A 25,258-nucleotide genomic window follows, 5' to 3' on the forward strand; every position below is an offset into this window, starting at 1 on the left:
TGAGCTTAGACCCTTTGTTCTGCGTGGAGCAGTCTAGTCATGTCGCATTGTTACCCTGTGCTATTAGCTGGTGGCCTAGGAGCTCGTTTATGGCCACTTAGTAGAGAAATTTATCCTAAACAATTATTGAGCCTGCTAGGAAAGAACTCCCTACTCCAACAAACTGCTCTACGTGCTCTGGAGCTTGCTCCAGCTGAAAACGTTATAACAGTGACAACCCGTCCGCACTACCGAGCTATTCGTGATCAACTTCAAGAACTGGAACCAATGCTTGGGAAAAACCTTCTTGTTGAACCACAGGGAAGAAATACGACCGCCGCAGTGGGCATCGCAGCATTACACGCCCAAAATTTAGAGCCTAACTCGACACTTGTAATCATGCCAGCAGATCACTGTATTCGGGATACCCAAGGATTGCAGAAAGCGCTCGGAACAGCAATTGAATTAGCTAATAGCGGTCGCATAGTCACTTTGGGGATAGAACCAACTCGACCAGAAANCGAGTATGGCTACATTACCATTGGCAACAAAATTCCACAGACAGAGAACTCATTTGAAACAAAAAGTTTTCTTGAAAAACCTGACAGAAAAACCATAAGAAAATTGATTGCCACACAAAGAGTATATTGGAATAGCGGAATATTTGTGGTGACTGCAAGGACATTACTCTCGGAAATGAATAAGTATGCTAATGCGGTCACAAAGAATATAGCAGACGCATCAAGGAGTGCTGTGCACCAGGATGACGTTATGGTTTTTCAACATAAAGATTATTCCAATATTCCATCAATTCCCATTGATAAATTGCTTATGGAGCAGTCTCAAAAACTCGCCTTGATCCCAATGGACGTGGGTTGGTCCGACGTGGGTTCTTGGCAACAAATCTGGGAAATCAGTGAAAAAGATGACCATGGCGTAGCCAAAATAGGCGACGCAGTAACAGAGAATTGCCGCAACAGTCTGCTACGAAGTGAACATAGACTTTTGGTAGGAACCGGGCTCGATAACATAGCAGTTATTGAAACAGCGGATGCTGTTCTCGTAACTGCACTGGGACGTGATAACGACTTACGGAAAATTTTCCAAGATCTTCAAAAACAGCAAAGACCGGAGACCACAAGACATCTCAAGGAAAGAAGGCCTTGGGGATCTTTTCAAGTTTTGATGGATTCTCCCAGTTTTAAGATAAAAGAGTTAGTTATAGNGCCTGGAGGCCGGCTTAGTCTCCAAAGCCATAAGCACAGAACAGAGCACTGGGTTGTAGTGGAGGGGGAGGCAAAAATCACCCGTGGGGATACAGTGGAATTTATTAAAACCAACCAATCTACGTACATCGCTGCCCATGAAATTCATCGTCTAGAAAATTGTACAGAAAATATTTTGAGGGTTATTGAAGTTCAGTGTGGAGATTCTCTTTCAGAGAATGATATAGAACGCTACGAAGATGCGTATGGTCGGTAAGTTTTGCCTGGATCCTTGTAACGAAAAATAAAAGACTTTCCGCAAATTAGCTAGCATAGCTTATCTCCCAAAATAAACTTGCCATCAAAATTTACCAATCTGATTAATGTAAACTGAGATAAATATGTCTAATGANGAATTGAACCATGGCAGAGACACCAGCTTAGTGATTGCATTACCTGACCACTTTAAGAAAATCCATGGCATGACGTTTGCTGGCACTCATCTATTGCTCGACATCTGGCAAGCTCGCGGACTTGATGAAATGGAAAGAGTAGAGAATGCCCTTTGCGACGCGGCAAATATCTCGCGCGCTACACTGATTCAAGTGCACCTCCACAGGTTTACACCATCTGGCGGNATTTCGGGAATTGCCATTTTGGCCGAGTCACATATTTCTATCCATACCTGGCCAGAAAGAAGCTACGCCGCAGTAGACATTTTTATGTGTGGAGATACCCAGCCGGAATTGGCCATACCAGTTTTGGAAGAGGCCTTTCTCACTAAACAGATTATAGTCGAAACTATCAAGAGAGGTCGGGTCCCATAATGTCAGAATGGTTTATCGAAACTCTTAATGAAGATCTTGGTCAACGAATCCGGATCGATGAGGTAATTTACAAGCATACAACCCGATTCCAACGNCTGCTTATTTTTAAAAATAAATTACTAGGAAAGGTATTAACCCTTGATGGCATAGTTCAAACAACAGAGGCTGATGAATTTATCTATCATGAAATGCTTTGCCATGTACCAATGATTGCTCATGGCGATCCAAGAAAAGTGCTTGTCGTTGGTGGGGGAGATGGCGGCACATTGAGGCAAGTTCTTAAACACCACTCCGTGGAAAAAGTTATCCTAGTAGAACTCGATTCTAAGGTAATTGAAATTTGCCAAAAACATCTACCGGGCCTTAGCGCAGGAGCATTTGAAGATCCACGGCTCGACCTAATAATAGGAGATGGCTATGATTATGTGATGTCAACAGATCACAGCTACGATATTATTATCGTAGACTCACCAGATCCTGTGGGCCCAGCAGCTAAACTATTTTCATCGCAATTCTACCAAAATTGCAATCGAATATTGTCAAAGACCGGTGTTCTAGTTACCCAAAATGGGGTTCCATTTGTGCAAGGGGCTGAACTTTTGAACAGCGCTCACCTATTATCGCAAAACTTCCACGATGTTACTTTTTACCTTGCTGCGGTTCCCACATATCAAGGGGGAGCAATGGCATTTGGATGGGCGAGCAATTTCCCAGAATTAAGAAAAATATCCTTGGACGAACTCGAACACCGGTTCGTAAAGGCTGACTTGACCACCTCCTACTACGATCCAGCGATCCATCTTTCCTGTTTCACAACTCCAAAATGGATCTCCAGCCTCTTATGTAACTCGGAGTTACAAAGTGAAGGTCTATAACACCAACCATGAACAAGCACACTAGGGCCACTTCACAACCGGCGGGAGCGACATTAATATCGCATCAATATTGCCGCCAGTTTTTAGCCCAAATTGTGTTCCACGATCATACAAAAGATTAAACTCGACATATCTCCCCCTTTTTAAGAGTTGCTCCTCCCTTTGAGATTCAGTCCAGTCTTTCAAAAAATTCCGCCGAACAATTTTTGGAAAAATTCCTAAGAAAGCCAACCCAACATCCTTAGTAAATAAAAAATCTTTTCGCCAATCATTCTCTAAATTATCAAAAAAAATTCCGCCGATTCCCCGGGCCTCTCCTCTATGGGGCAAATAAAAATAGTCGTCACACCACTTGCTAAACCGCTCGTAATAGTCCAACCCATGGGCATTACAAGTCCTTTCCATAGCTTTATGAAAATCTCTGGAATCCTGTTTATTTTCGATCATAGGGGTTAGGTCACTTCCGCCCCCAAACCAAGAGCGTGCCGTCACAATATGACGGGTGTTCATATGGACCGCAGGCACAAGAGGCGAACACATGTGAGCAACCACGGAAATCCCACTAGCCCAAAATTGAGGGCTTGTTTCAGTTCCAGGTATTGCTCCCTGAAATTTCTTGTCAAAAGCACCAAAGACAGTAGACACATTTACCCCAACTTTCTCAAAAACTCGACCACGCATGATCGACGTCTCTCCGCCACCACCTCCGTCTCTTTTCCAAGGCGTTCTCTCAAATTTTCCCGGAGCTAAACTAGCATTTGGACCTTCCACCAAGTCGGCTTCAATCGATTCAAATTCCCGACATAAGAGATCCCGCAACTCTATAAACCAATCTTGAGCAATCCCCTTATTCCTAGCTAGATCACCTTTACTTTCCCTTGAACTGACAGAATCAGACTCACTCAACAGCAATTCTCCTCACCAAAAGTTAATTCGATAGATTATTCCAAAGGCCTGTCTGGCGAAAAGCCTCCCCTGCTACTATTGCCGTAGCAACAACAACATTTAAGGATCTTCGTCCTTGGACCATCGGGATCCGTACTCGTGCGTCAGATCGCTGATGCACTTGAAGAGGAACACCAGCAGTCTCACGGCCAACCANCAGAGTATCTGCTTCTCTATAGGAAAAATCTATATGGTTGCTATCGGCCGAGGTAGTCAACAAGACGATACGACCATTGGCTTTAGACGAACATGCCCGAAACAGAAGATAGTCGCTCCACGAATCATGCATACAAATATTGGCGGGATCAAAATAATCCATAGCAACACGACGTAATTTTTTATCACTCATAACAAATCCNGCAGGACCAATGAGATCGACCTCCACCCCAAGGACCGATGCCAAACGAAAAATAGCCCCGGCATTTGGAGCGATATCAGGTTGATATAAGGCAATCCTCAATGTTAACTACTCCTGTCGNAAAAAGGTGTATAAATGAAACAACAACAACCGGTAACTAGTCTAGACATTCTGCNGCATTTGAGGCACAACCTCGTGCAGCNCATTGGCGAGAATATCACCAAGAATAGGGGACTAAATGGCAAAATCACCCAAGCCTCATGATAATGACAGACAGACTGAGGGCGGCAACCGGCGAGATTTCCTATATGTAGCAACAGGAACCTTAGGCGCTGTGGGGTTCGCAGCCGCATCATGGCCCTTTATCCACCAAATGAACCCTTCCGCAGCAGTATTGGCCCTTGCCAGCACCGAGGTCGATCTTTCAGTTATCGAGCAAGGACAAGCTATCACCGTGATTTGGCGTGGGAAGCCAGTATTTATCAGACACCGGACTGCCAAAGAAATTTCTCAAGCCCAAGAGACCAGCCTAGAATCCCTTCCTGACCCACAAGCCGATTCGGAGAGAGTTCAAAAAGCCGAGTGGCTGATATTGGTAGGGGTGTGCACCCATTTGGGCTGTGTTCCTCTAAGCCATACTGGCGAATATGAGGGCTGGTTCTGCCCGTGCCATGGCTCTCACTATGATACTTCAGGAAGGATCCGGAAAGGACCTGCACCAGCTAACTTGGCCGTTCCTGAGTATGTATTTATTGATGATTTGAAAGTAAGAATTGGCTAGGACAAAATTCCAATGAGCAACATTTCCGCAGGGAAGAGGGCATTACAGTGGTTCGACTACAGACTGCCTATCTTCACATTTATTCACCACTCAACCATTGGCTACCCAACCCCAAGAAACCTTAACTACTGGTGGAACTTCGGTTCACTGGCGGGGATCATTTTGGTTATCCAAATTGTTACGGGCATAGTNTTAGCCATGCACTACACTCCGCACGTTGATCACGCATTTGATAGCGTGGAAGCAATCATGCGAGATGTCAATTATGGTTGGCTTATTAGATATATTCATGCGAATGGCGCCTCTGCATTTTTCGCTGTGGTTTTCATTCATATATTCCGGGGGCTCTACTTTGGATCCTACAAAAGTCCCCGAGAGGTACTTTGGTGGCTAGGCTTAGTAATACTACTTATCATGATGGCTACTGCGTTTATGGGTTACGTCCTTCCATGGGGCCAAATGAGCTTCTGGGGAGCCACGGTGATTACCAACTTATTTTCCGCTATACCCCTGGTTGGCGAAAGCATTACGACGTGGTTATGGGGTGGCTTCGCCGTGGGGAATCCAACCCTTAACCGTTTTTTTAGCCTACACTTTCTCTTGCCCTTCGTGCTTGTAGGCTTGGTCTTTTTGCACCTTTGGTCTCTTCACAAATTCGGCTCCAATAATCCAACGGGGATAGACACTCGAGGGCCCAAAGACACGATTCCATTCCATCCCTACTACACTATCAAAGACCTTTTTGGAGTAGGCGTGTTTTTGATCATATTTTCCGTGTTTATCTTCTATGCTCCAAACTACCTAGGCCATCCAGATAACTATATTAAGGCCAACCCGCTGGTGACCCCGGCACATATCGTTCCAGAATGGTACTTCCTACCATTCTACGCCATTCTCCGCGCCGTCCCCGACATTTTGTTTGTGGACGCTAAACTTGCGGGTGTCATTGCAATGTTTGCCTCCATCTTACTCCTATTTGCGCTACCCTGGCTGGACAGTTCCCCTGTACGAAGTTCTCGCTTTAGACCCTGGTACAAGCAGTTCTTTTGGTTACTGGTAATTGATGTCATTGTACTGGGCGTCGCTGGCGCCAAACCGCCTGAAGGGCTATGGCTGATTCTAGGACGCCTAGCTACAGCGTACTATTTTATTCACTTTCTAATCCTACTACCTCTGCTTAGCCGTATTGAGCCAACTAAGCCATTACCGCGTAGCATTGGTGATCCTGTTTTAGATAACAGCACACCCAGAAACTTGGAGNCCGGATCATGACTGCCTTTAGGAGTTGGTTCACCCTGGGTCTTTCATTAATTACCTGTAGCTTGTTGGCNCTCCATTATGCTGTGGCTGCGGGGAATGACACTCCCCCTCCAAAACAAACTTGGTCTTTTTCAGGAATATTCGGTAGTTTTGATAACTCTTCTATACAGCGAGGCTTACAAGTTTACCTCGAAGTTTGCGCAAACTGCCATGGCCTACAGTATGTAGCCTATCGTAACTTGTCAGAAGTTGGATACGGAGAACAACAAATTAAGGCTATTGCTGCTCAATATGAAATAGAAGATGGCCCCGACTCTGAAGGATCTATGTTCACACGCCCAGGCCGGCCTTCCGACTATTTTGCTAGTCCCTATGCGAATGACGAAGAAGCTGCATACATGAATAACGGAGCCCTGCCACCAGACCTATCGCTAATCTATAAGGCCCGTCCAGGAGGGGCAGACTACATTTACGCCATATTGACCGGATATGAAGAAGATAGCCCACATGAGCTCCCAGATGGCCTCTACTTCAATAGATTTTTCCCGGGCCAAGCTATCGCTATGCCCCAACCTCTGTACGGAGATGACGTAGAATACCAAGATGGAACTGAATCCTCGATAGAACAGCAAGCAAAGGATGTTACTTCATTTCTCGTCTGGGCGGCAGAACCAAACCTTAATGCCCGCAAAAGAATGGGCTTAAAGGTTATCTTGTTTCTAATCGCTCTAACTGCACTTCTTTACGCGAGCAAGAGAAAAATTTGGAGTGATATAGCACATTAGGTTGTCCCCCAAATAGGAGTTCTGCCATGCTGATTTTCTATTTCAAAATATGAAAGGCAAAGTATGCTTGGCTTAGACGGGAAAAAGGCAATTGTAACAGGCGGCGCCTGGGGTATTGGTCAGGCAATATCAATGCGCCTAGCTAGAGAGGGTGTTGTTGTCGGCATTCTGGACTTGGACCAAGCTAAGGCTAAGGAAATAGTTGCTGGAATCACAAAAACTGGAGGCAAAGCTACAGCAGAGCGCTGCGATATCTCTGATTACGACCACATCAAAGAAGCCGTAACAAAAATAGAGGAAAGTAATGGTGCAACTGATATTTTGGTTAACAATGCCGGATGGGATAAAGCCGTTAGATTTCTGGACTCAGACCCCGAGTTTTGGAATAAAGTTGTAAATATCAACTACTTCGGGCCTCTTAATATGTCACATATCATTGCCAAAGGCATGGCGGAAAGGGGCGGAGGTAGAATAATAAACATCTCCTCTGATGCAGGGCGTGTTGGGTCATCGGGAGAAGCCGTCTACGCTGGATGCAAGGGAGCCGTGATTGCTTTTGGAAAAACCTTAGCNAGGGAGCTTGCACGTCGGAAGGTCACGGTCAACACCATTTGCCCTGGTCCCACGGATACTGCTTTTCTTCGAGGGGTCGACGAGACAGGGAAACTGCAGGTTGCATTGGAAAANGCTATTCCCATGAAGCGTTTAGGACAACCTGAAGATTATCCGGGAATGGTGGCCTTTCTAGCGTCAGAAGACGCAGAATACATAACGGGGCAAGTGATTAGCATATCCGGTGGGTTGACAATGCACGGCTAGCAGAGAAAACTTCTCGCTGGCCTCAAAAAAATCCTACGTCATTCACTTTTTGGTGGACCGCGACCCTAATTAGGCTCAATAATGATGGAGCTTGCAATTGTATATAATGTGTAAACAGGGGAAACGCCATGTTTAATAGGCAGGATGAGGGCAGTCAAACGGGTTTAGGAACTTCTACAGGAACAGCACAGCAGCCTAACACTACAAATAACACAGAGCCTTCTGTGATTAGCGCAGGGCTAACTATTGTTGGAAATCTCCAAAGCAATTCCGATGTGGTGATAGCTGGAACAGTCGAGGGGGATATTACCAGCCGAAGCCTTACGGTCAGCGAAGGCGCAAAGGTGAAAGGAACAATTGAGTGCTCGACAGCGCAACTACAGGGTGACGTGGATGGACAGGTCAACGCCTCATCCGTAAGTGTAACACGGACGGGCAATATCAATGGTGATATTGTATACGAAGTTCTCAGTATCGATGAAGGTGCTGTCGTTGAAGGGCAACTTCGCCGCAGAGACAAACAAGTCTCAAAAGTTACACCAATTAGTAATGAAAAACCTAACAAGGAAAATCCCGAAGCTAGAGCAGGGTAAAATTAAATTTCAACGTAAGAGTTCAACAGTGCCAATACGACTAGCTCCTTTGGATTCCGTCGCAGAAAACAAGAGATATGTTCATGTGCCATCAGCCAGGGGAAGCTGCGCCCTNAACTCCGGATTGATAATTACAGGAACAATAGAGGGTCATCGATGCGATCTTTCCATTAGCGGAGTTGTAGAAGGAACTATAACAGCGCGATCCGTGTTGATTAATGAAACAGGAAAAGTAAGCGGCCATATTAGAGCGGAAAAGATTGATATTGCGGGATATTTTAATGGAAGAATCGAGGCAATGCATGTCAACTTGTTGGNTGGGTCATTGACAGATGCTACAATCTATCACAATGAATTAACGATTGACCCAAACGCCTCGATCCGAGGACTGCAACCATGGCGCCCGCCCGGCTATATGAGAGACCTCCGGGAAAATTGGTAAAGAGTCTGTCTCCGTGCCAGCCTGTGGAATGGAATCCATTCTCCCAGTTTTTTTTGCAGCTTAGGTGTGTCAAGTAAAAGTCAGCATAACCTCGCCAAGGCCGCTAAACGAAGCAGAAATGATGTCACCTCGCTGGGCATGGATAGCCTTGTTAGCGGTATTACCTGTGGTAACAACGTCGCCTGCCAGTATACTGTGACCTCTTGATGTGCAAGAATTGACTAACCAAATCAAGCAGTTCATAGGGTCATCGAGAGCGTTAGAACCAGTTCCATCAGTTACAAACTTGCCATTAACTTCGACTGAAACTTGGATGGCAGGCCGGTCGATAGAAGGCCAGTTTCTTAGCTCTTCGCCCAAAATAAATGCTGCATGGACTCCATTGTCAGCGATAGTAGGGAGAAGGGTAATTGGCCATCCTTTAGCATATCTACAATCAACTACTTCGAAAGCAGGACAAATAGACTCGATGGCACCACTAACATCTTCTGCGGAGAACGACCCACTTTTAGGTGTTAAATCTTTCCCAAATCGGAAGGCTATCTCTGGCTCCACAATTGGAGCAAATACATTTTCAAAACTAACTTCCCCAGGGCTCACACATGTTGTTTTAGCAAACATCCTTCCGTAGAATGGTTGATCCGTATTTGTGGATTTTTGTGCCATTTTACTAGTACAACCAATTTTCCAGCCAACTGATGTACCTTCTATCTTCCTCACGAGGACATCCTGAATACTATAGGCATCTTCGACAGAATTTGGCGCGCCGTCATTTGGGAAAGCCTCCAGAGGGATACGGGAGTTCCTAATATTTAGAAGACTCTGTGCCGCACGTTCGAGAGAACTATCTAACATGAATTCTTCTCCTCTTACTATAATAGCCCAAAAACTTATCGCGCTAAAACATAATCGTACCAGTTGCGATTAACAATGTGCAAGGCTGGCACCAGAGAAAAGTCTGATTGTATAGCAAGAGTTGAGGCTATTTAATCCTCTCGGAAAACAAGAAAATCAGCGTTTGAAACAGCTACTCCGTAATCTGATTTAGCCTTTTCGACGCTTATAAACCCATTTTTGAGATCCTCTTGGATCATAGATATCTTTCGTTCTTCTGGCTTACCCCTTCCACCACCCCCAGGCATTTCCAGAATTACTCGCTCTCCACTTGATACTAAGGTCCTACCTTTGGGCGGAAGCACCTTACCAGAGGAAAGACTTACTCTCCCTGCAGCGCCCGGTCTCCCTCCGTCTCTTCCGCGAGCCGGATGATACGCCCTGTCAAACATAGAAGATAAAGCAAATGGAGCGCCCTCCGTGCTACCTATTTCCATAACTTGGCCCAATCCACCTCGATACTTTCCGGGACCACCCGAATCCGTACGATATTCTTTTTTCCATATCCGTATGGGAGCTATTGTTTCATTTATTTCAACAGGGGTATTTTTCACACCGGACGGAAAAGCGGTAGCAGACAAACCATCCTTNGCCACCCTGGCCCCTGTGCCTCCATTATGAAACATGGTAACCGTGAAAGGAGTTGAGTTTCCGAACTCTCCTCCACTGATACCATGCCCACCATACAAAACAAAATTCCACAGACAAGAGGTGCCCTCAGCCGGCACCACGTCGGGGCAGGCCTGATCCAGGCAACCAAGCATAACATCNGGCAACATCTGCCCTATTGCATGCCGTGCCGCTACTGCACAGGGCGGCGCAGCATTAAGAATAGAACCCTCGGGGGCCCAAACTCGCACTGGGGCCAGAGACCCAGCATTGTTTGGTATCTCTGAACCCACGACGCATCGTATACCAAACGAGGCGTACGCCTGTGTATATGGAAGAGGCACATTGATTCCATAACTTGACACTTGGGAAGTCCCAGAAAAATCAACGTCAATACCTGTTTCTCCTATTTGCATTTTCGCAACAAGGTCAATCTCATGTTCATAACCGTCTATTTTCATGACATATTCGTAGACACCAAACGGGAGTGTTCTTATTCGGGCCAGCATTGCCTCCTCAGAGCGCCTCACTATCAAATCTGCTGCCAACCCAATACTGGTCAACTCAAACTCCTTCATCATCTCCCGGAGACGCTTAACACCCGTTTCGTTACAGGCGGCCAATGAAAAAAAATCTCCCTCAAGAAGAAGCGGTTCTCTAACATTTGCCCGTACTATATCCAATAAAGTTTGGTTGACTACGCCCTTCTTAAACAACGAAAGAATTGGAAGATTAATTCCCTCCTCGTAAACCTGACGCGCATTGGGCCCAAAACCAAGGCCGCCAACATCAACTACGTGACAGGTAGAAGCAAATAGTGCTACTGGGCTGCCTTTATAGAAGGCTGGCGTAACAACAGTAAAATCGTGTAAATGTCCGGTCGCTAGCCACGGATCATTAGTAATATATGCGTCACCTTCCGCCATCTCCGATAACGGGTATTTGTCGATAAAATGACTCACCGATGCAGCCATGGCATTTACATGCCCCGGTGTCCCGGTAACTGCCTGAGTTATCATACGAGCTGATAAATCGAACAANCCCGCCGAAAGGTCCCCTGCCTCACGAACGGTATTTGAAAATGCCGTTCGAATAAGAGTCTGTGCCTGCTCCTCCACGATAGCAACCATCCGGTCCCATATTATCTGGTCCTTGAGTGATTTTTTTGCCATTACAAACCTGGGGTTTTTCTATCAATCAGAAGAAATTATTATGAAACCCAAACTATTAACGCTAGCACTATACCCATAAGGAATATAAGTAGTTGTCTGCTCTTCTGTAATAAGGGCTGGCCCGACTAGCTTCTTATACTCCTGAAGACTTTCTCGAGCAACCGACCCACATTGAACAAACATTCCATTTTTTCCATCCCATACTCTACACCATTTGTTAGGCTCTACTTCTTCCTTCGGACTGATTTTTTTAAGAACTGGAATGTGTTCCAAAGGCTGTGTAACNCTGACNGTCCAACTCAAAACTTCAACATCAACACCCGGAATAATTCGGCCATATTGCCTACGATATACTTCATCAAACCGCTCCCTCAAAGTACTCAGATGTTTCCTTTTCAACTCGTGGGATGGGATGGGAACCGAAATCTCATGCCCTTGACCCACATACCGCATATCAGCTGAACAAACATTGAGAAACTCCCCATCCTTCGAAGCCAGTTGANCAATATTCCGTGCCTCAATCGACATTTGCTTTAACATTTCATTAACTCGTCCAACATCACATTCTGAAAGGGTAGTAAAATAACTTTGTACCACTTCATAGGAAATTGGTGCGCTCAAAAACCCTATGGCCGAACCAACACCGGCACCAGTTGGAATGACTATTTCTTTGATCCCCAATTTCTCAGCCATCCGCACAGCGTGCAGAGGAGCAGCTCCTCCGAAAGCAATCATAGTCCTACCATCTAAGCTTTCACCCCGTTCCACTGCATGCACGCGAGCAGCATTAGCCATGTTTTCATCTACTATCTCAGATACCATCCATGCCACATGGTCCGCGTCTTCCTCAAGACTTCGTCCAACCTCCTTAAGAAGGGCCGCACGGCCCAAATCAGGATCCAGCATAATATCCCCGCCCGCGAAATCTGTTGAATCTATTCGACCTAATTGAAGGTCAGCATCTGTCACCGTAGCANTTTCACCGCCTCTAGCGTAACAAGCAGGACCTGGAACTGCACCCGCGCTAGCTGGGCCAACCGTTACTCGACCCATACCATCAATGCGAACTAAAGAGCCTCCTCCCGCACCAATCTCTACCATCTCGACCACGGGAATTCGTATGGGCAGACCGCTGCCCTTCGTATGCCTATACGCTCGAGCCACTTCAAAACCCCGAGATGTTTGNGCCCTGCCACCATCTATTAGACAAACCTTAGCTGTGGTTCCGCCCATATCAAATGAAATTGCCCCTTTAGCCCCACAAGCTGAAGCAATTTGTCCCGCTAGAATTGCGCCCCCCGCGGGCCCAGAGTCGATAAGCCTAATAGGATATTTTACCCCAACCTCCAGAGTGGTCAGACCACCACTAGACATCATCAGCAAAAGAGGACAGGAAACACCGATGTCTCGGAATTCCTGATCTAGCGCAGCCAAATATCTCGCCATCAATGGCCGCACATACGCGTTGGCGCATGTTGTTGATAATCTCTCGTATTCTCTAACTTCCGGACACACCTCGGAGGATAGGCTGAGTGATATATCGGGCCTAAATTCGGATAGTAGCTCGGCAACTCTGGCTTCATGCGTCTTGTTAGCGTAGGCGTGGAGAAAGCCTATAGCTATGCTCTCTATCTCTTCCGTTTCGATTAACGGTAGGATATTTTCAATATCCTGCTCATTCAAAGGCTCCCATATTTCGCCTCCCGGACCAACCCGTTCTCTGATTGGCCACCGTAAATGACGCGGCACAAGTGCAGGAGGACGTTCCACATTAACATCATACTGTTCGAACCGATTTTCGTAAGCCATCTCCACTGAATCCCGAAACCCTTCCGTTACTAGAAGAGCCGTCCGCGCCCCCTTTCTCTCGATGATGGCATTGGTAGCTAAGGTTGTCCCATGTATGATCAAATCAAGAGAACTCGCTTCAATCTTTGCGTCATGGAGTATATTGCAAATTCCTTCAACAACAGCTTTTTCGGGAGCCTTGGGAGTCGTTAGAATTTTTTCTATGAATCGACCGTCAGATGTTTCAAGAGCCAGATCAGTAAACGTTCCCCCAATATCAATACCTAGGCGAGCGTATTTTTTCATCCTACTAGACCACATAAAGTATATAAGTGAGTAATTGAGTGAACCAAATTAAAACTAAAGCTACTAATTAGCTACTCCCCCAAGATCCAAAAATTTGTGCGCACCTCTTACAATGGTTCGGTCATGAGAAAACACAACCATTGTCCGGTTTTTCTCTACCAACTCATTCAATACCTTATAAACAGCTGCAGCCCCTTCAGGATCCATACCTTCGGTTGGCTCATCTAAAATAGCAACCGCACCATCACGCGAAAGAGCTCGGGCCAGAGCCAATCTCCGACGAACACCAACAGAAAAACGATGCCCGTCCCCCTGAATACTCTGGTCCAAACCTTCAGGATTCTCATCAACAAGCGTTAATAGTCCTACTCTGTCAAGGAGGGCGTGTATATCATTTGCCTTNAAATCAGGATTAAAAGATAGGAAATTCGAACGTATCGAACCATTAATAAAGCTCGGCTCCTGGGGAAGGTAGACAATATTATTAAACCACCAAACTGGGGATATCTGTTCAAGATTAATTCCGTCCACCAGAATCGTACCNACACTTGGATGAAGAAGATTGCATAAAACCTTAGCTAAAGTAGATTTTCCTGCACCATTCCCCCCATAGACGCAGAGTGTTTCTCCNGCGTTTACGGAAAAATCCAGACGATCCAGTATAGGCGCATGGCTATGGGGGTATCTGAAAGAGACCTCTCGACACTCAATATTTAGGGCCGATTTCTTTATACCTGTGCCATCTGGGCTTACCAGAGGAATTCTCGCCAAAGCCGACAAACTGGCTTTAGCACTTTTGGCTCGTGCCCAATTCTCAATTTGTTGTGATAGTGAAATTATTGGCAATAAGGCACGGGCAGCAAGAATATTTGCTCCAATGAGTGCACCAATTTGTAATTTCCCATCCGTTACCAAAGTAGCACCAAGTCCAATAACTGCTATGGTAAGAACTGAGGTTAAACTTCGAACTAGAGCTTGTATTCTATCTTTTCTATTTGCTACGTAGCTTGCAATACCCTGGCGCACCTCCGCCGAACTGTTCCACTCACTACTTTGTGTAGCCGTTGTATCAAAAGCCCTTATAGTTGACGGCAAGGTTATAGTGGTATCAATTAATTGGTCTCTTACGTTCCGTATTTTTCTGTCATCTTCGACTGCCCTCCTAAGACCGAATTGAGATAGATAGACGATCAGGAAAGCGCAACCAATTGTGATTGCCACAATTGCCGCCAAGGAGGGACTTAAGACATAAATAGCTAAAACAAAAACTAGTGAAAATGGAACATCAAGAAACAACGTTAAATTTTGAGGAGAATAAACATTCCTGTAAGTTTCTGCCATACCGAAGTATGATCGTAAAGTAGTTCGATTAGATGACAGAATGGGTAGATAATTTGCCTGGGCTAACGTCTGGTGAACAGACTTATCTTGCTCCACAAACCGATTTGCCGTTAAGCGATCAGCAAACTGGTATCGCAGCCGCCTAAACAGAAATTCGAACCAGACAGCCAAGAAAGCCCCCACACTAAGACTGATCAGTGTGCCATCCACCCCAGAACTTATGTATTTATTAAGGACCAAGATAACAAAAACCGGTGTTACCAATACAAAGATATTCGCGAGGACAGACAACATTATCATCTCAACAAAGACGATGGGCTTCGATAACAAGATTCTTAGGGTTTCCGCCATGGCAAGTCCGTAAAAAAAAAGCCTTTTCCGTTAAGCGATCATAACTTATACAATGTACTTATGCATTTACCTTGAGAGTCATTTAATTTTCTGTCATTCGTTAGTATTTGAAAACCTATCCGGTAGCATGTCGATGTGTGTTATGCCATGTATATTAAAAAAATGGATGTAATTTGCTACAAAAAAGCATACATTGGCCGCTCTGTTCTGGTAATCTGACGAAAACACTCTCATGGGGTCGCCCAAAAGTGCTCGCTCAGGAAAGCCTGATGCAAACTCGGGATTTCAAATTTGTTGCGGGCGAGCCGATGGACGCAAAGCCATCATGAGACGATTAGCACTATTCTCTTTAATTTTTCTCGTGGACGCCGGAGTTGCCGTAGCAAACCCGTTTCATGAGGAGCTCGAAGAATTGCTGGAAACCCATAAGAGAATTCTTGCCACTGAGGCCGTTGTCCATTCCCTTGCCGAGGGACTAAGAATCTCTGAAAAAGACCTATGGCCGGAAGTTAGCGTCACGGCGCTCCAAGGACGTGAAAACCGGAATAATGCAGAAGGCACAGCCAATACTGGCGTAGCCATCAGCGAATTTGATCTAACTCTCACTCAGCCAATCGACTTCTGGCAATCCAAAGGAAGTGCCATCGAAATAGCTCGCCTTCAATATACTCAAGGCCAACTAGGCCTCGAACAAACCATTCAGTCGATCTTGCTAGAAGCTATTACAGCAACCATTGGGTTAAGAACCGCAACATTGGTGGAAAGCTATGCTCGTACTTCTGTTGCGAATATTAAGACCCAAGCGCAACTCGAGGATGCAAAGGTTGCAAAAGGAGCTGGGTTATCAACTGATGTTTTACAGGCTAAGATCCAACTGGCAGGCGCAGAAGCTCGACTGAGTCTTTCAAAGGGAGCTTTACGTCAAGCTATCAATCGATATCGAACGGTCTTTGGACATGAGCCGCCTGCCGCTTCTGACATACCCATACTGGATATTCCACTTTATAAATTGCCCAGGACGAAAGAAGAGTGTGTTGAACTGGCCTTGGAAAATAATTTCCAAATACAAACTGTACGAAATGGTGAACAAGTTGCAAAAGCGAATATCAAACAAACTCGAGCAACCTCTTTCCGGCCGGACCTAAACTTGATACTAGACTCGAAATGGAAGAGCAATGTATCTGGTATTACGGGCGACACCACTGAATGGATAGCTAAACTAGAAATGAAATATAATTTTAACGTAGGTGGGTCTGCCATGAATAGCTACAGAGCCAGCCAACAAAATTATCTAGCAGCCTCCAATCAAACGCAAGATGCACGAACCCTCATTGAGGAACAAGCAAAGAATACCTTTGAACAGCTTCAGGTGGCCCAAGAAAACGCTGGGTTCCTGGAAAATCAAGCCAACATAGCAGGTGAATTCCTTGCTCTGGCTCGCGAGGAAAGACAATTGGGAAGGCGCTCCCTCATTGACGTTTTGAGCGGGGAGACTGCAGAAATTAATGCGCTTTCCGATGCAGAAGCAGCAAAATCACAGGTTGCTATTACGGCCTATACCCTTCTGTTCATACTGGGGAAATTGGAGATCTCTTCTGTGAAAGTGGCGGCCGTCATTATTGAGTAGACTAGAGTTCAAACGATATTGGCATTGACGATGTCAAACTCTCCATCAAAGATGGCCACTATGCTTAATTCATCATTGTAATCGGCCGCCGAGTTATTGGAGGAAGTACCGGTCTCCTGATATCGAACAACAACTGCCTCGCTTCCCTCACTTCCACCTTCAAAAAATACCAACAACATATCCGTATTGGTTCCTCCTTGGGTAACTTGTGTGGAAGAACCGGTTAACTGAGTGCCTGCATCCCTACTTTCAAGTAGCGTTTCAACACCATCCAAAATCGCAGCGGAAGTAGATGAATCTAAATCAATTCCCAATGTTGAGAGGTCTGAGTCTTCAAACTTGACGAGCCCCGTACTATTGTCAGATATAGCTGTCACGGAACTGGATCCGGAACTTGCCGTGGATAACGTAAGATTAGTTCCAGCACCAACACTAGTACCATCTCCAGATTTCACTGCGGAGGTGTAGTCAAAAATATCAGCTGTACTTGCAGAACCAGCCGCAAAATTCTGCACTTGTGCTAACCCCAGTGAGCTTGTTGAACTGAGAGAGATGGTCTGCTGACTACTATCTCCATCCTGCAGTCTTAGTGCATCCACATTGGTAAATGTGAATCCAGAAAAGTTCCGGTCCCCATTGAAATCCACTGTATCATCAGCCGTATTATCTGAACCAACCGTACCAGTGATAGTAGTAACACCCGTAAAGGTCGTATCTCCATTAATTTCCATTCTCTGTTGAAAAGATGCCTCGGTCATCGAAATCGTCTCGACATCCGTTATGGTCTTGCCCAGAAGGTCAACATTGTTTTCCCCATTCCTGCTAAAAATTTTGAGGGAATCTGCTGTGCCNTCTGCAGTGACTGTAGTCAAATTAGCTAAATCTCTGGCTCCAATGGAAACCGCCACACCTCCGGCAGCACCTCCCGTTATATTGAAGGTCTCCAACGTAGCAAAACTGACATTATTATCCGGAAAATTTAATTCGGTGACAGAGGTAGACGAAATGGAGAGAGTATCGGTCCCAGCACCACCAGATATTTCCACACCACTAGTAATATCACTGTCCGCAGCAATCTTAAAAGTATCTGCCCCCGCACCACCGATCAAAGTATCACGTCCCCCACCCATTACAAAAGTGTCATTGCCTCCCAAACCTCGCAAGGTATCGTTTTTCGCGGACCCAGTTAAGGTACGGCCTATAGAATCGTCCGCATCAGTTATATTGTAACCGTTATCAAATTCGGTCTTTTTAGCTGAGAGATTGGTCACAACGTCGGAGACAGTTGAAATGGTGCTTAAATTTAACGTGGATCCCGCACCAACCAATGTTACACCTACTCCNTCNCTGTCGGCATCGAATGAACTTAATGCGGNNCCCCCCACGGCTTTGATAGTGTCAAACTGCACAAACACCTCTTCAAAGGCTTGCAAAGTAGTGTTGTCTTTGAAAAAGGTGAGGTTCTCAAAGCCTGACAATGAAACACCATTGAAAGTCGTTTGATCTCCAAGAATAAACTCTAATTGACTGCTGGTAGTATTAGAGTCTCCAATCTGCAAACTATCCCCCGTATTACCGTTGTCCCCGCCACTAATCTCCTCATAATCATCGCCATCTTTAACGTCACTTGTTTGGGAAATAACAACTGTGTCATCGCCTGTCCCAGCTTGTATGGTATCTGTGTCCGCCCCGCTGTTTATTGTATCATCTCCAGAGCCGCCAAAAATAAGGTCCTCGCCTTGCGAAGAAGTAATAACGTCGTTACCAGCCTTGCCAAAAATAATAGACCCAAAAAATGCACTGGCGTCCGCATCCAACGTCACCTGGGTGCTGCCCGAACCAAAACTCTGGTCCGCTGTTAAATTGATGGTATTAGCTGATGATGTTCCGCTTAAAACCACCCCAATGCCACTATCGATTTCTAAGGATAATCGCTGCTTGTCTTCCCCTCCGTCATCCACAAAAAATTGGTCTATGTTCAGGAGAGTTATGCTGCCTGTAATAGTACCATCAGAGGTCGAATATGTTCCGATATCGGTGCCAAAATCGAAGCTCATTAGAATATTATCCAACTCCGTGAAACTCATTTCATTCTGTCCATCACCGCCATTAACAGTATCGGTTCCACCCAGAGTGCTACCCTGGCTCGCGACAAACTGACTGTCTTTGGCGTCGCTACCCTCTAACTTGTCATCACCAGTAGTAAGATCCAAAGTCTCACCAAAACGACTAATGGTCCCCTCACTAAGGTTTTGGCTAATCAGGATCTCATTGAAGGTTTCCTGCACCTTAGCCCTTGCAGCCAAATGAGGATCAAACCCTTGGGCCCAAAGAGAATTACCCAACCAATCAAATTCGAATCCATCCGACCAATCTACCTCTATATGCCCATCCTGATTAATTTTGGCTCGATCGCCCAACCTATCTGCCATATATTGGGTTTCCGCAATGCGCCATGCATCATCGGCCGAGCCGCCTTCCCCCAAAACATCCATGAACGAATCCATGCCCTGGCCACCGACGCCAGACTCCTCCACATACTTAGCAAAAGTACTGGTATCTCCGCCCTGCCAGGCTTCGTCAAAAGACTGCCATGTAGCCTCTCTAGCAGCGTCNACCTCTTCCCAAGTCGAATCAGACGAAAGCACAGAACGCAATGCCTGNTCTGTAGTTGCCCCACCTTCGATTGCGTCCGTTAAAGCGTCCCTAGCGGCGCCAATTTGCTCCTCCCCCGGCCCCCGAAAATCCGCTCCAAACTCGTCCATTACCGCATTTTCTGCCTGCCAAATAGCCTCTCGTTCCGATAGACCTTCACTCAAGGCCTGGGNATAAGCTTCTTGGGCAACGAGAGACTCTTCCTCGGTACGACCCATAGCTCGGGCGGCCTCCGCAAAGGCCTCTTCCTCCGTCGCTCCCTCAGCTAATGCATCATCAAAAGCATCCCGTGCCGTATCAAATCTTCGAGGCTCCCTCTCCTCAAATTCATCCAACGTCTCTTGATCATCTGGCCCAGATGCCGTTTCNTCATAACTGGCATCTTCGGCATCCGACACCGCCGAGAACTCTTCTATGTTGCCCTCTGGACCTTNCCTCTCTTCAAGAGAACCCTCTTGGGCGNTNGGANCCTCCCCGTCGGCCAAACCTTGNTCTTCTCCATCAAAAATTTCGCTGCCCTCTTCCAAGTCCTCGCCCTCCTGAAGATCTCCAGTTTCTTCATCTACGTCGCCTCCCTCTGTAGCGTCCTGATCCTCAGCCTCAGACTGCTCTTCTTCAATTTGTTGTTCGCTCTGACCCTGTTGGTGGTCGGATTGATCCTCGCCACGATCAGCTCCACCCTCCTGCTCTCTTCGCAATGGAGCATCTGGAAGGGCTTGGGCGATNTTACCATAGAGGTCCTGAATCTCNGATGTCGCTAGNGTCGTGGGAATGGGTGGTGATTCGAATAAACTAGTAACTGTTGTCGTCGCAAATGGCTGAGACATCACCTGCACACCAGCCTGATTGCTCACCGCAATTGCACCTACACTACCCCCTGCATCTGGCAATAGTGTGACAGTATTCTCGGAACCCTCCGCAGCCGCGCGGCCAGCAACTGTCGTGCCACGAACTCCAATAGACAAGACAGGAGTATTCACCGTCATCGCGTCGTCGCTTCCCTCCGCGATTTCACCTGACACAAATGAGAAAACACCTTTTAATACGTTAAAAACGCTTTGGCCTAGACCCTCGGCTGGCTCAAAGACAAATTCGTCAATAACCATTCGACCCGACTCCCCTAAAGCAAATGTTGAGTTATCCACAAATGTAATACCAACACTCGCTCCAGGATCTGTCTCGACAACATCACCAAAAAATATTTCCGTGCCTGCTTCAGCCAAAACATTATTGCCATCGGTGCGCGACAGGAGCACCCTGCCTTGGGCAATATCGACGATTCCAATCGCGGCCGTACCAACAACTGAACCATCCTCAACCTGGGCAAACTGTCCAGGAGTTAGGGGTCCAACAAGACGTAAAACTGAAGAGCCATAAACTACAGAACCCCCGTCCCCAGCGTAAAGGTCAGGGGCATCACTATGAGTAAAGTAACCCCTTATGAAGACCGATTGGCCATTACCACTTAGTAATAGGTCCGGACCCAACCGATCATATTGCGCCTCCAATAGAAAATTTCCGCCGGGAACCAATAAAGGCCCATTATTGGCCACCGCATCCAACACCTCGGATTCTCTAGTATCCAATCTTTCACGAGAACTCCCCAGCGGAGGCCCAAAAGTTGTTTCTGTCAGCGCCATGAAAGGATACTAAACTAAAATTATACTACATACTAAGTGCTTCATCGTTCTGAAAAAGCCTTCCCTAACGTCCCCATAAATGGTTCCAAAAAGTACTCCAAGACCGTTCGCTTCCCAGTAATAATACTACAAGTAACCTGTATCCCAGGCATCAGGTTATACATCTTTTCCTTGTGCAAGAAAAAGTCCCTTTCGAGCTCCACCATAACCTTATAAAAAGGGAGCCCGTCCTCCGTCTTGATGCTGTCAGGGCTAATACTGGCAACCCTTCCCATAATTTGTCCAAAGCTAAACGTATCCGGATTCAGGAGCCTAACCTTGGCAGCCTGACCGGTCTGAATATACACAATCTCGTGTATAGGAAATTGCGCCTCCACAATAAGGCCACCACCTTTTGGTACCAACTCAACGATAACATCCCCCGGTCGAACAACCCCTGCAATAGTAGACTGATGAAGGGTTTTAACTATACCATCAACAGGCGCCCGGAGGACGGCTCGCTTTAGATTATCCCTAAGCTTAGCCTCTTGTTGCGACAATTCCTCCAGCAGCGACAATTTCTCACCTAACTCGGTCCTAGCCTCAGAAATATAGTTATCTTTTATGGTAGAAATCCGGATTTTAGCTTCTCGCAAAACAGCTTCCACCCGTCTTAAAGCAGCTTGGTCCTCATCAAGCAACCCACCAAGTTCACTTTCTTCCTTTAACAAATCTAGATGGAGCATCTTATTTGTGAGATCATTCTCTAACAAATCGTCGCTAATCTTTATTTGCTCCCTTAATAACAATAGGTTANTCGAGTTCTTAGCTATGCGAGCCCGGATCTGCCTGAGCTCCTCCTTTCGCTGCTGGACGTTTTCCGCCTGCGCAGAAACCAAATTGTTGATATGGCTAACGTTGGAAACAAAAAGCCTTTCTCCCGCTTCCACAAGGTCCGGATGTTCGAGACTAATTTCACTGGGAAAGGCAATTTCGTTGCTCCCAGAAATTTCTCCCTCTAGCCTGGTTAGATCGACCCGAAGCGATACCATCCTAACCCGAAGCTGCTCAAAGTCGGAGACGGATGCAGTCGCCTCCAAAGTAATCAAAGGATCATTGGTAACCACTTCATCTCCTTCGCGCACGTGCACGGTTTCGATAATGCCGCCCTCTAAATGCTGGACCGATTGTATGTAGCTGGATGGAACAACCTTGCCGAAGGCTTCTGTGGTTATATCTAAGAAGCTTAGATGAGCCCAGGCCAGCCCGCTAGCGATTAATATTAATAGAAATAACAGCAAAACACGATGGGGCAAGTTGCCCCGTCTGCGCAAATATATCTCAAAGTTACTCACTAATAAGTCCCCTAGGCTTGNCCCATTCTGGACCTTCTGGCCGCTACTACACCGCAATCAATCATAAACCAAGTGTACCAGCGGGTTCCCCACCATACAAACAAGGAAAGAGGCAAGAAAATAGGCACCAAATTTACCTCTGCAACAAACGTAAATTGCCTATTGTTCGATATCGAAACAAGAAGAACTCAGTTCCAACATTGACACTCCTTAAGTGTAGCCGTATGTTCCGCAAGCTGTTAAAAATGGCGTACACCCTAAGGAAATAAATCGATGAAAGTGCTAAAATCCCTACGTTCTGCCAAAACCCGTCATAGGGATTGTAAGGTCATTCGGAGAAAGGGCCGTGTGCTGGTTATCAACAAGACCAACAGACGCTTCAAGGCCCGCCAAGGGTAGGAGTTATGCCGTTGATGGGGGTCTGAAGGAGGCCACAATGAGTTGCATTTCGGGGAACAAACCACCAAGTGGAGCCGCCTATTTGGGTTATTAGCCCTGTTAGCGAATGGTTGGGGAATTGCTAGATGAAAATGCCGCCACCAGACCAAGTAACCTTAAAAAAACGGGCGACCTTGCTAAAACGCCTTCGCCGTATAGTAGCTCCGGAAAATGTTATTGATGATTTGGAAGGGTTGGAAGCTTACAAAAATGATGGGCTTACGGCATATGGCCAAGTGCCTATGCTCGTTGTGCTGCCAGAAACTACGCAAGAAGTGAGCGAGGTGCTCAAATTATGTACGAAAGAAGGGGTGAAAATAGTACCGAGAGGTGCAGGAACAGGCTTATCTGGTGGCGCTTTGCCCTTAGCCGATGGCATTACCGTGGGCTTATCAAAATTTAAGGAAATACTGGACATTGACTATGCTAACCGCACAGCAACAGTTCAGCCAGGCGTTACCAACCTAGCAATTAGTCAGGCCGTAGAGGGAAAAGGATTTTATTACGCTCCGGACCCTTCTAGTCAAATTGCTTGCAGCATTGGTGGAAACGTTGCTGAGAACTCGGGCGGCGTGCACTGCCTGAAGTACGGGGTCACTACAAATAATATTTTGGGGCTAGAACTTGTTCTAATTAATGGCGAAATTGTTCGCCTGGGAGGGAAGCATCTGGAAATGCCGGGATACGACCTAATGGGCGTGATANCAGGGTCAGAGGGTTTGCTGGGGGTCATTACTGAAGTTACTGTAAAAATACTTCCCCGCCCGGAATCCGCCCGAGCTCTGCTAACAGGCTTTGCGACTGTCGAAGCCGCCGGGCAATGTGTAATAGATATTATCGCTGAAGGTATAATTCCTGCAGGCATGGAAATGATGGACAAAGCTGCCATTCATGCNGCAGAAGCTTTCTGCAATGCAGGCTACCCTATGGATGCTGAATCTTTGCTCATCGTAGAGCTGGATGGCCCAAATATAGAGGTAGACTATCTCATAGATCGCGTGGCGGAGATATCAAAAAGGTGTGGCGCATATAGTTCGCGTGTTAGCCAAACTGAGGAAGAAAGACTGAGCTTCTGGGCGGGGCGAAAAGCGGCCTTTCCTGCGGTAGGCCGGATCTCTCCAGACTATTACTGCATCGACGGGACGATACCTCGCGCTCGNCTGCCTGAAGTTCTAAGAAAAATGACCGATATGTGCGACAAGCATGGTCTCCGGGTAGCGAACGTCTTTCATGCAGGAGATGGAAATCTGCATCCGTTGATACTCTATGATGCGGGAGCGCCAGGAGAGTTACAAAAAGCTGAAGAATTCGGAGCGGACATCCTCAGCCTTTGTGTTGAAGTAGGCGGAGTGCTAACAGGCGAACACGGGGTAGGTGTTGAAAAACGTGACCTTATGGGAAAAATGTTCAACGATATAGATCTAAAACAACAACAGCGCGTCAAATGTGCCTTTGATCCTGAGAGCTTGCTTAACCCGGGGAAAGTGTTCCCAACATTGCATCGTTGCTCTGAGTTAGGTCACATGCACGTACACAAAGGAGACATACCTTTTCCTGACCTACCCCGGTTCTAGGCTGAGTCGATGAGCTCAACCTTTAGCCCGTCTAGTTCCGTTGATGTTAAAGAAGCCGTAGAATGGGCGCTAAGTTCTTCCACCCCAATGGCAATTATTGGCAATAACTCCAAGAGGTTACTAGGCCAGCTAACCAACCTTGATGTCACACTCGACTTATCGAATTTGAAGGGCATCATAACCTATGAGCCCTCTGAATTGGTGCTAACCGCAAGACCTGGCACCACTCTTAAAGAGGTGCGTGAGACATTGGAAGAACGTGGGCAAGAACTTGCTTTTGAACCTCCCGACTATGGAGCATTCTTCGGAGAAGACAGTGATAGGGCCACGCTCGGAGGCACAATAGCCTGTAATCTATCGGGGCCACGCCGGATTAGGGCTGGGGGTGCGCGAGATCACTTCCTGGGAATGCAGGCAGTTAATGGCAGAGCTGAAATCTTCAAAGCTGGTGGGAAGGTAGTTAAAAACGTGACGGGTTACGATTTATGTAAACTCATCGCGGGATCATACGGAACTCTGGCCCTTATGACTGAAACAACTTTCAAAGTTCTCCCAAAATCCGAAAAGGTGCGTACAATTCTGATCTCTGGCCTCACGGACCAATTTGCCTTATCAGTTTTTCAAAAGATCATGGCAGGGCCCTTGGAACCCACTGCCCTT

21 protein-coding genes are annotated in these 25,258 nt (G+C 46.4%); 13 read left to right on the top strand and 8 right to left on the bottom strand.

Annotation, left to right across the window (positions count from 1 at the left end):
• Positions 1-39: 39 nt before the first annotated feature.
• From CMM32_07390 to CMM32_07400, 3 genes are all read left to right on the top strand, one after another.
• Positions 40-1,461 carry a mannose-1-phosphate guanylyltransferase/mannose-6-phosphate isomerase gene (locus tag CMM32_07390; GenBank protein ID MBT06722.1) on the top strand — a complete coding sequence of 474 codons (1,422 nt, stop codon included), beginning with the start codon at positions 40-42 and terminating at the stop codon, positions 1,459-1,461.
• 124 nt (positions 1,462-1,585) lie between these two features.
• Positions 1,586-2,011 (top strand): adenosylmethionine decarboxylase, encoded by a 426-nt coding sequence (gene speD / locus CMM32_07395; GenBank protein MBT06723.1) that lies wholly within the window; start codon positions 1,586-1,588, stop codon positions 2,009-2,011.
• On the top strand, positions 2,011-2,886 hold the full coding sequence (locus CMM32_07400; GenBank protein MBT06724.1) for a spermidine synthase: 876 nt from the start codon (positions 2,011-2,013) through the stop codon (positions 2,884-2,886). The genes speD and CMM32_07400 overlap by 1 nt, the downstream gene beginning before the upstream one ends.
• Before the next feature lie 21 nt (positions 2,887-2,907).
• Here CMM32_07400 and CMM32_07405 read toward each other — a convergent pair whose 3' ends face one another.
• Complete coding sequence (locus tag CMM32_07405; GenBank protein MBT06725.1) at positions 2,908-3,792, bottom strand: oxygen-dependent coproporphyrinogen oxidase; 885 nt, start codon at positions 3,790-3,792, stop codon at positions 2,908-2,910.
• Between the two features lie 22 nt (positions 3,793-3,814).
• Complete coding sequence (locus CMM32_07410) at positions 3,815-4,291, bottom strand: tRNA methyltransferase (GenBank protein MBT06726.1); 477 nt, start codon at positions 4,289-4,291, stop codon at positions 3,815-3,817.
• Between the two features lie 136 nt (positions 4,292-4,427).
• Between CMM32_07410 and petA the strand changes: the two genes are divergently transcribed.
• From petA to CMM32_07440, 6 genes are all read left to right on the top strand, one after another.
• Positions 4,428-4,970: a ubiquinol-cytochrome c reductase iron-sulfur subunit gene (gene petA, locus CMM32_07415; protein MBT06727.1), complete on the top strand. Its 543-nt coding sequence runs from the start codon at positions 4,428-4,430 to the stop codon at positions 4,968-4,970.
• A 12-nt stretch (positions 4,971-4,982) separates the two neighbouring features.
• A complete protein-coding gene (locus CMM32_07420; GenBank protein MBT06728.1) occupies positions 4,983-6,242 on the top strand; it encodes a cytochrome b in 1,260 nt (419 codons plus the stop codon).
• Positions 6,239-7,015 carry a cytochrome c1 gene (locus tag CMM32_07425; GenBank protein MBT06729.1) on the top strand — a complete coding sequence of 259 codons (777 nt, stop codon included), beginning with the start codon at positions 6,239-6,241 and terminating at the stop codon, positions 7,013-7,015. The genes CMM32_07420 and CMM32_07425 overlap by 4 nt, the downstream gene beginning before the upstream one ends.
• A gap of 63 nt (positions 7,016-7,078) precedes the next feature.
• Positions 7,079-7,834 carry a 2-hydroxycyclohexanecarboxyl-CoA dehydrogenase gene (locus CMM32_07430; protein ID MBT06730.1) on the top strand — a complete coding sequence of 252 codons (756 nt, stop codon included), beginning with the start codon at positions 7,079-7,081 and terminating at the stop codon, positions 7,832-7,834.
• Between the two features lie 128 nt (positions 7,835-7,962).
• Positions 7,963-8,427 carry a hypothetical protein gene (locus tag CMM32_07435; protein MBT06731.1) on the top strand — a complete coding sequence of 155 codons (465 nt, stop codon included), beginning with the start codon at positions 7,963-7,965 and terminating at the stop codon, positions 8,425-8,427.
• Positions 8,279-8,869 (top strand): hypothetical protein, encoded by a 591-nt coding sequence (locus CMM32_07440; protein ID MBT06732.1) that lies wholly within the window; start codon positions 8,279-8,281, stop codon positions 8,867-8,869. The genes CMM32_07435 and CMM32_07440 overlap by 149 nt, the downstream gene beginning before the upstream one ends.
• Before the next feature lie 69 nt (positions 8,870-8,938).
• On the opposite strand, the gene CMM32_07445 is transcribed toward CMM32_07440, so the two are convergent.
• From CMM32_07445 to CMM32_07460, 4 genes are all read right to left on the bottom strand, one after another.
• Positions 8,939-9,724, bottom strand: coding sequence for a hypothetical protein (locus CMM32_07445; protein MBT06733.1), 786 nt, complete (start codon positions 9,722-9,724; stop codon positions 8,939-8,941).
• Between the two features lie 131 nt (positions 9,725-9,855).
• Positions 9,856-11,544: a 5-oxoprolinase gene (locus tag CMM32_07450; protein ID MBT06734.1), complete on the bottom strand. Its 1,689-nt coding sequence runs from the start codon at positions 11,542-11,544 to the stop codon at positions 9,856-9,858.
• 21 nt (positions 11,545-11,565) lie between these two features.
• Positions 11,566-13,638 (bottom strand): methylhydantoinase, encoded by a 2,073-nt coding sequence (locus CMM32_07455; protein MBT06735.1) that lies wholly within the window; start codon positions 13,636-13,638, stop codon positions 11,566-11,568.
• 63 nt (positions 13,639-13,701) lie between these two features.
• Positions 13,702-15,330 carry a hypothetical protein gene (locus tag CMM32_07460; protein MBT06736.1) on the bottom strand — a complete coding sequence of 543 codons (1,629 nt, stop codon included), beginning with the start codon at positions 15,328-15,330 and terminating at the stop codon, positions 13,702-13,704.
• Positions 15,331-15,562: 232 nt separating this feature from the next.
• Between CMM32_07460 and CMM32_07465 the strand changes: the two genes are divergently transcribed.
• Positions 15,563-16,957 carry a hypothetical protein gene (locus CMM32_07465; protein MBT06737.1) on the top strand — a complete coding sequence of 465 codons (1,395 nt, stop codon included), beginning with the start codon at positions 15,563-15,565 and terminating at the stop codon, positions 16,955-16,957.
• Between the two features lie 8 nt (positions 16,958-16,965).
• On the opposite strand, the gene CMM32_07470 is transcribed toward CMM32_07465, so the two are convergent.
• Together CMM32_07470 and CMM32_07475 are read right to left on the bottom strand one after the other, a co-directional pair.
• Positions 16,966-21,252 carry a hypothetical protein gene (locus CMM32_07470; GenBank protein MBT06738.1) on the bottom strand — a complete coding sequence of 1,429 codons (4,287 nt, stop codon included), beginning with the start codon at positions 21,250-21,252 and terminating at the stop codon, positions 16,966-16,968.
• Positions 21,253-21,293: 41 nt separating this feature from the next.
• Positions 21,294-22,643 carry a secretion protein HylD gene (locus CMM32_07475; protein ID MBT06739.1) on the bottom strand — a complete coding sequence of 450 codons (1,350 nt, stop codon included), beginning with the start codon at positions 22,641-22,643 and terminating at the stop codon, positions 21,294-21,296.
• Positions 22,644-22,859: 216 nt separating this feature from the next.
• On the opposite strand from CMM32_07475, the gene CMM32_07480 reads away from it, so the two are divergent.
• The 3 genes from CMM32_07480 to CMM32_07490 all read left to right on the top strand — a co-directional run.
• Positions 22,860-22,985, top strand: a complete 126-nt coding sequence (locus CMM32_07480; GenBank protein MBT06740.1) for a 50S ribosomal protein L36 — start codon at positions 22,860-22,862, stop codon at positions 22,983-22,985.
• A gap of 125 nt (positions 22,986-23,110) precedes the next feature.
• Entirely contained in the window at positions 23,111-24,598 is a 1,488-nt protein-coding gene (locus CMM32_07485) for an FAD-binding oxidoreductase (GenBank protein ID MBT06741.1), read from the top strand.
• A 9-nt stretch (positions 24,599-24,607) separates the two neighbouring features.
• On the top strand, positions 24,608-25,258 hold a 651-nt coding region (locus tag CMM32_07490), incomplete at its 3' end, for a 2-hydroxy-acid oxidase (GenBank protein MBT06742.1).

The organism is Rhodospirillaceae bacterium, from assembly GCA_002728255.1.
Classification (GTDB): domain Bacteria; phylum Pseudomonadota; class Alphaproteobacteria; order UBA7887; family UBA7887.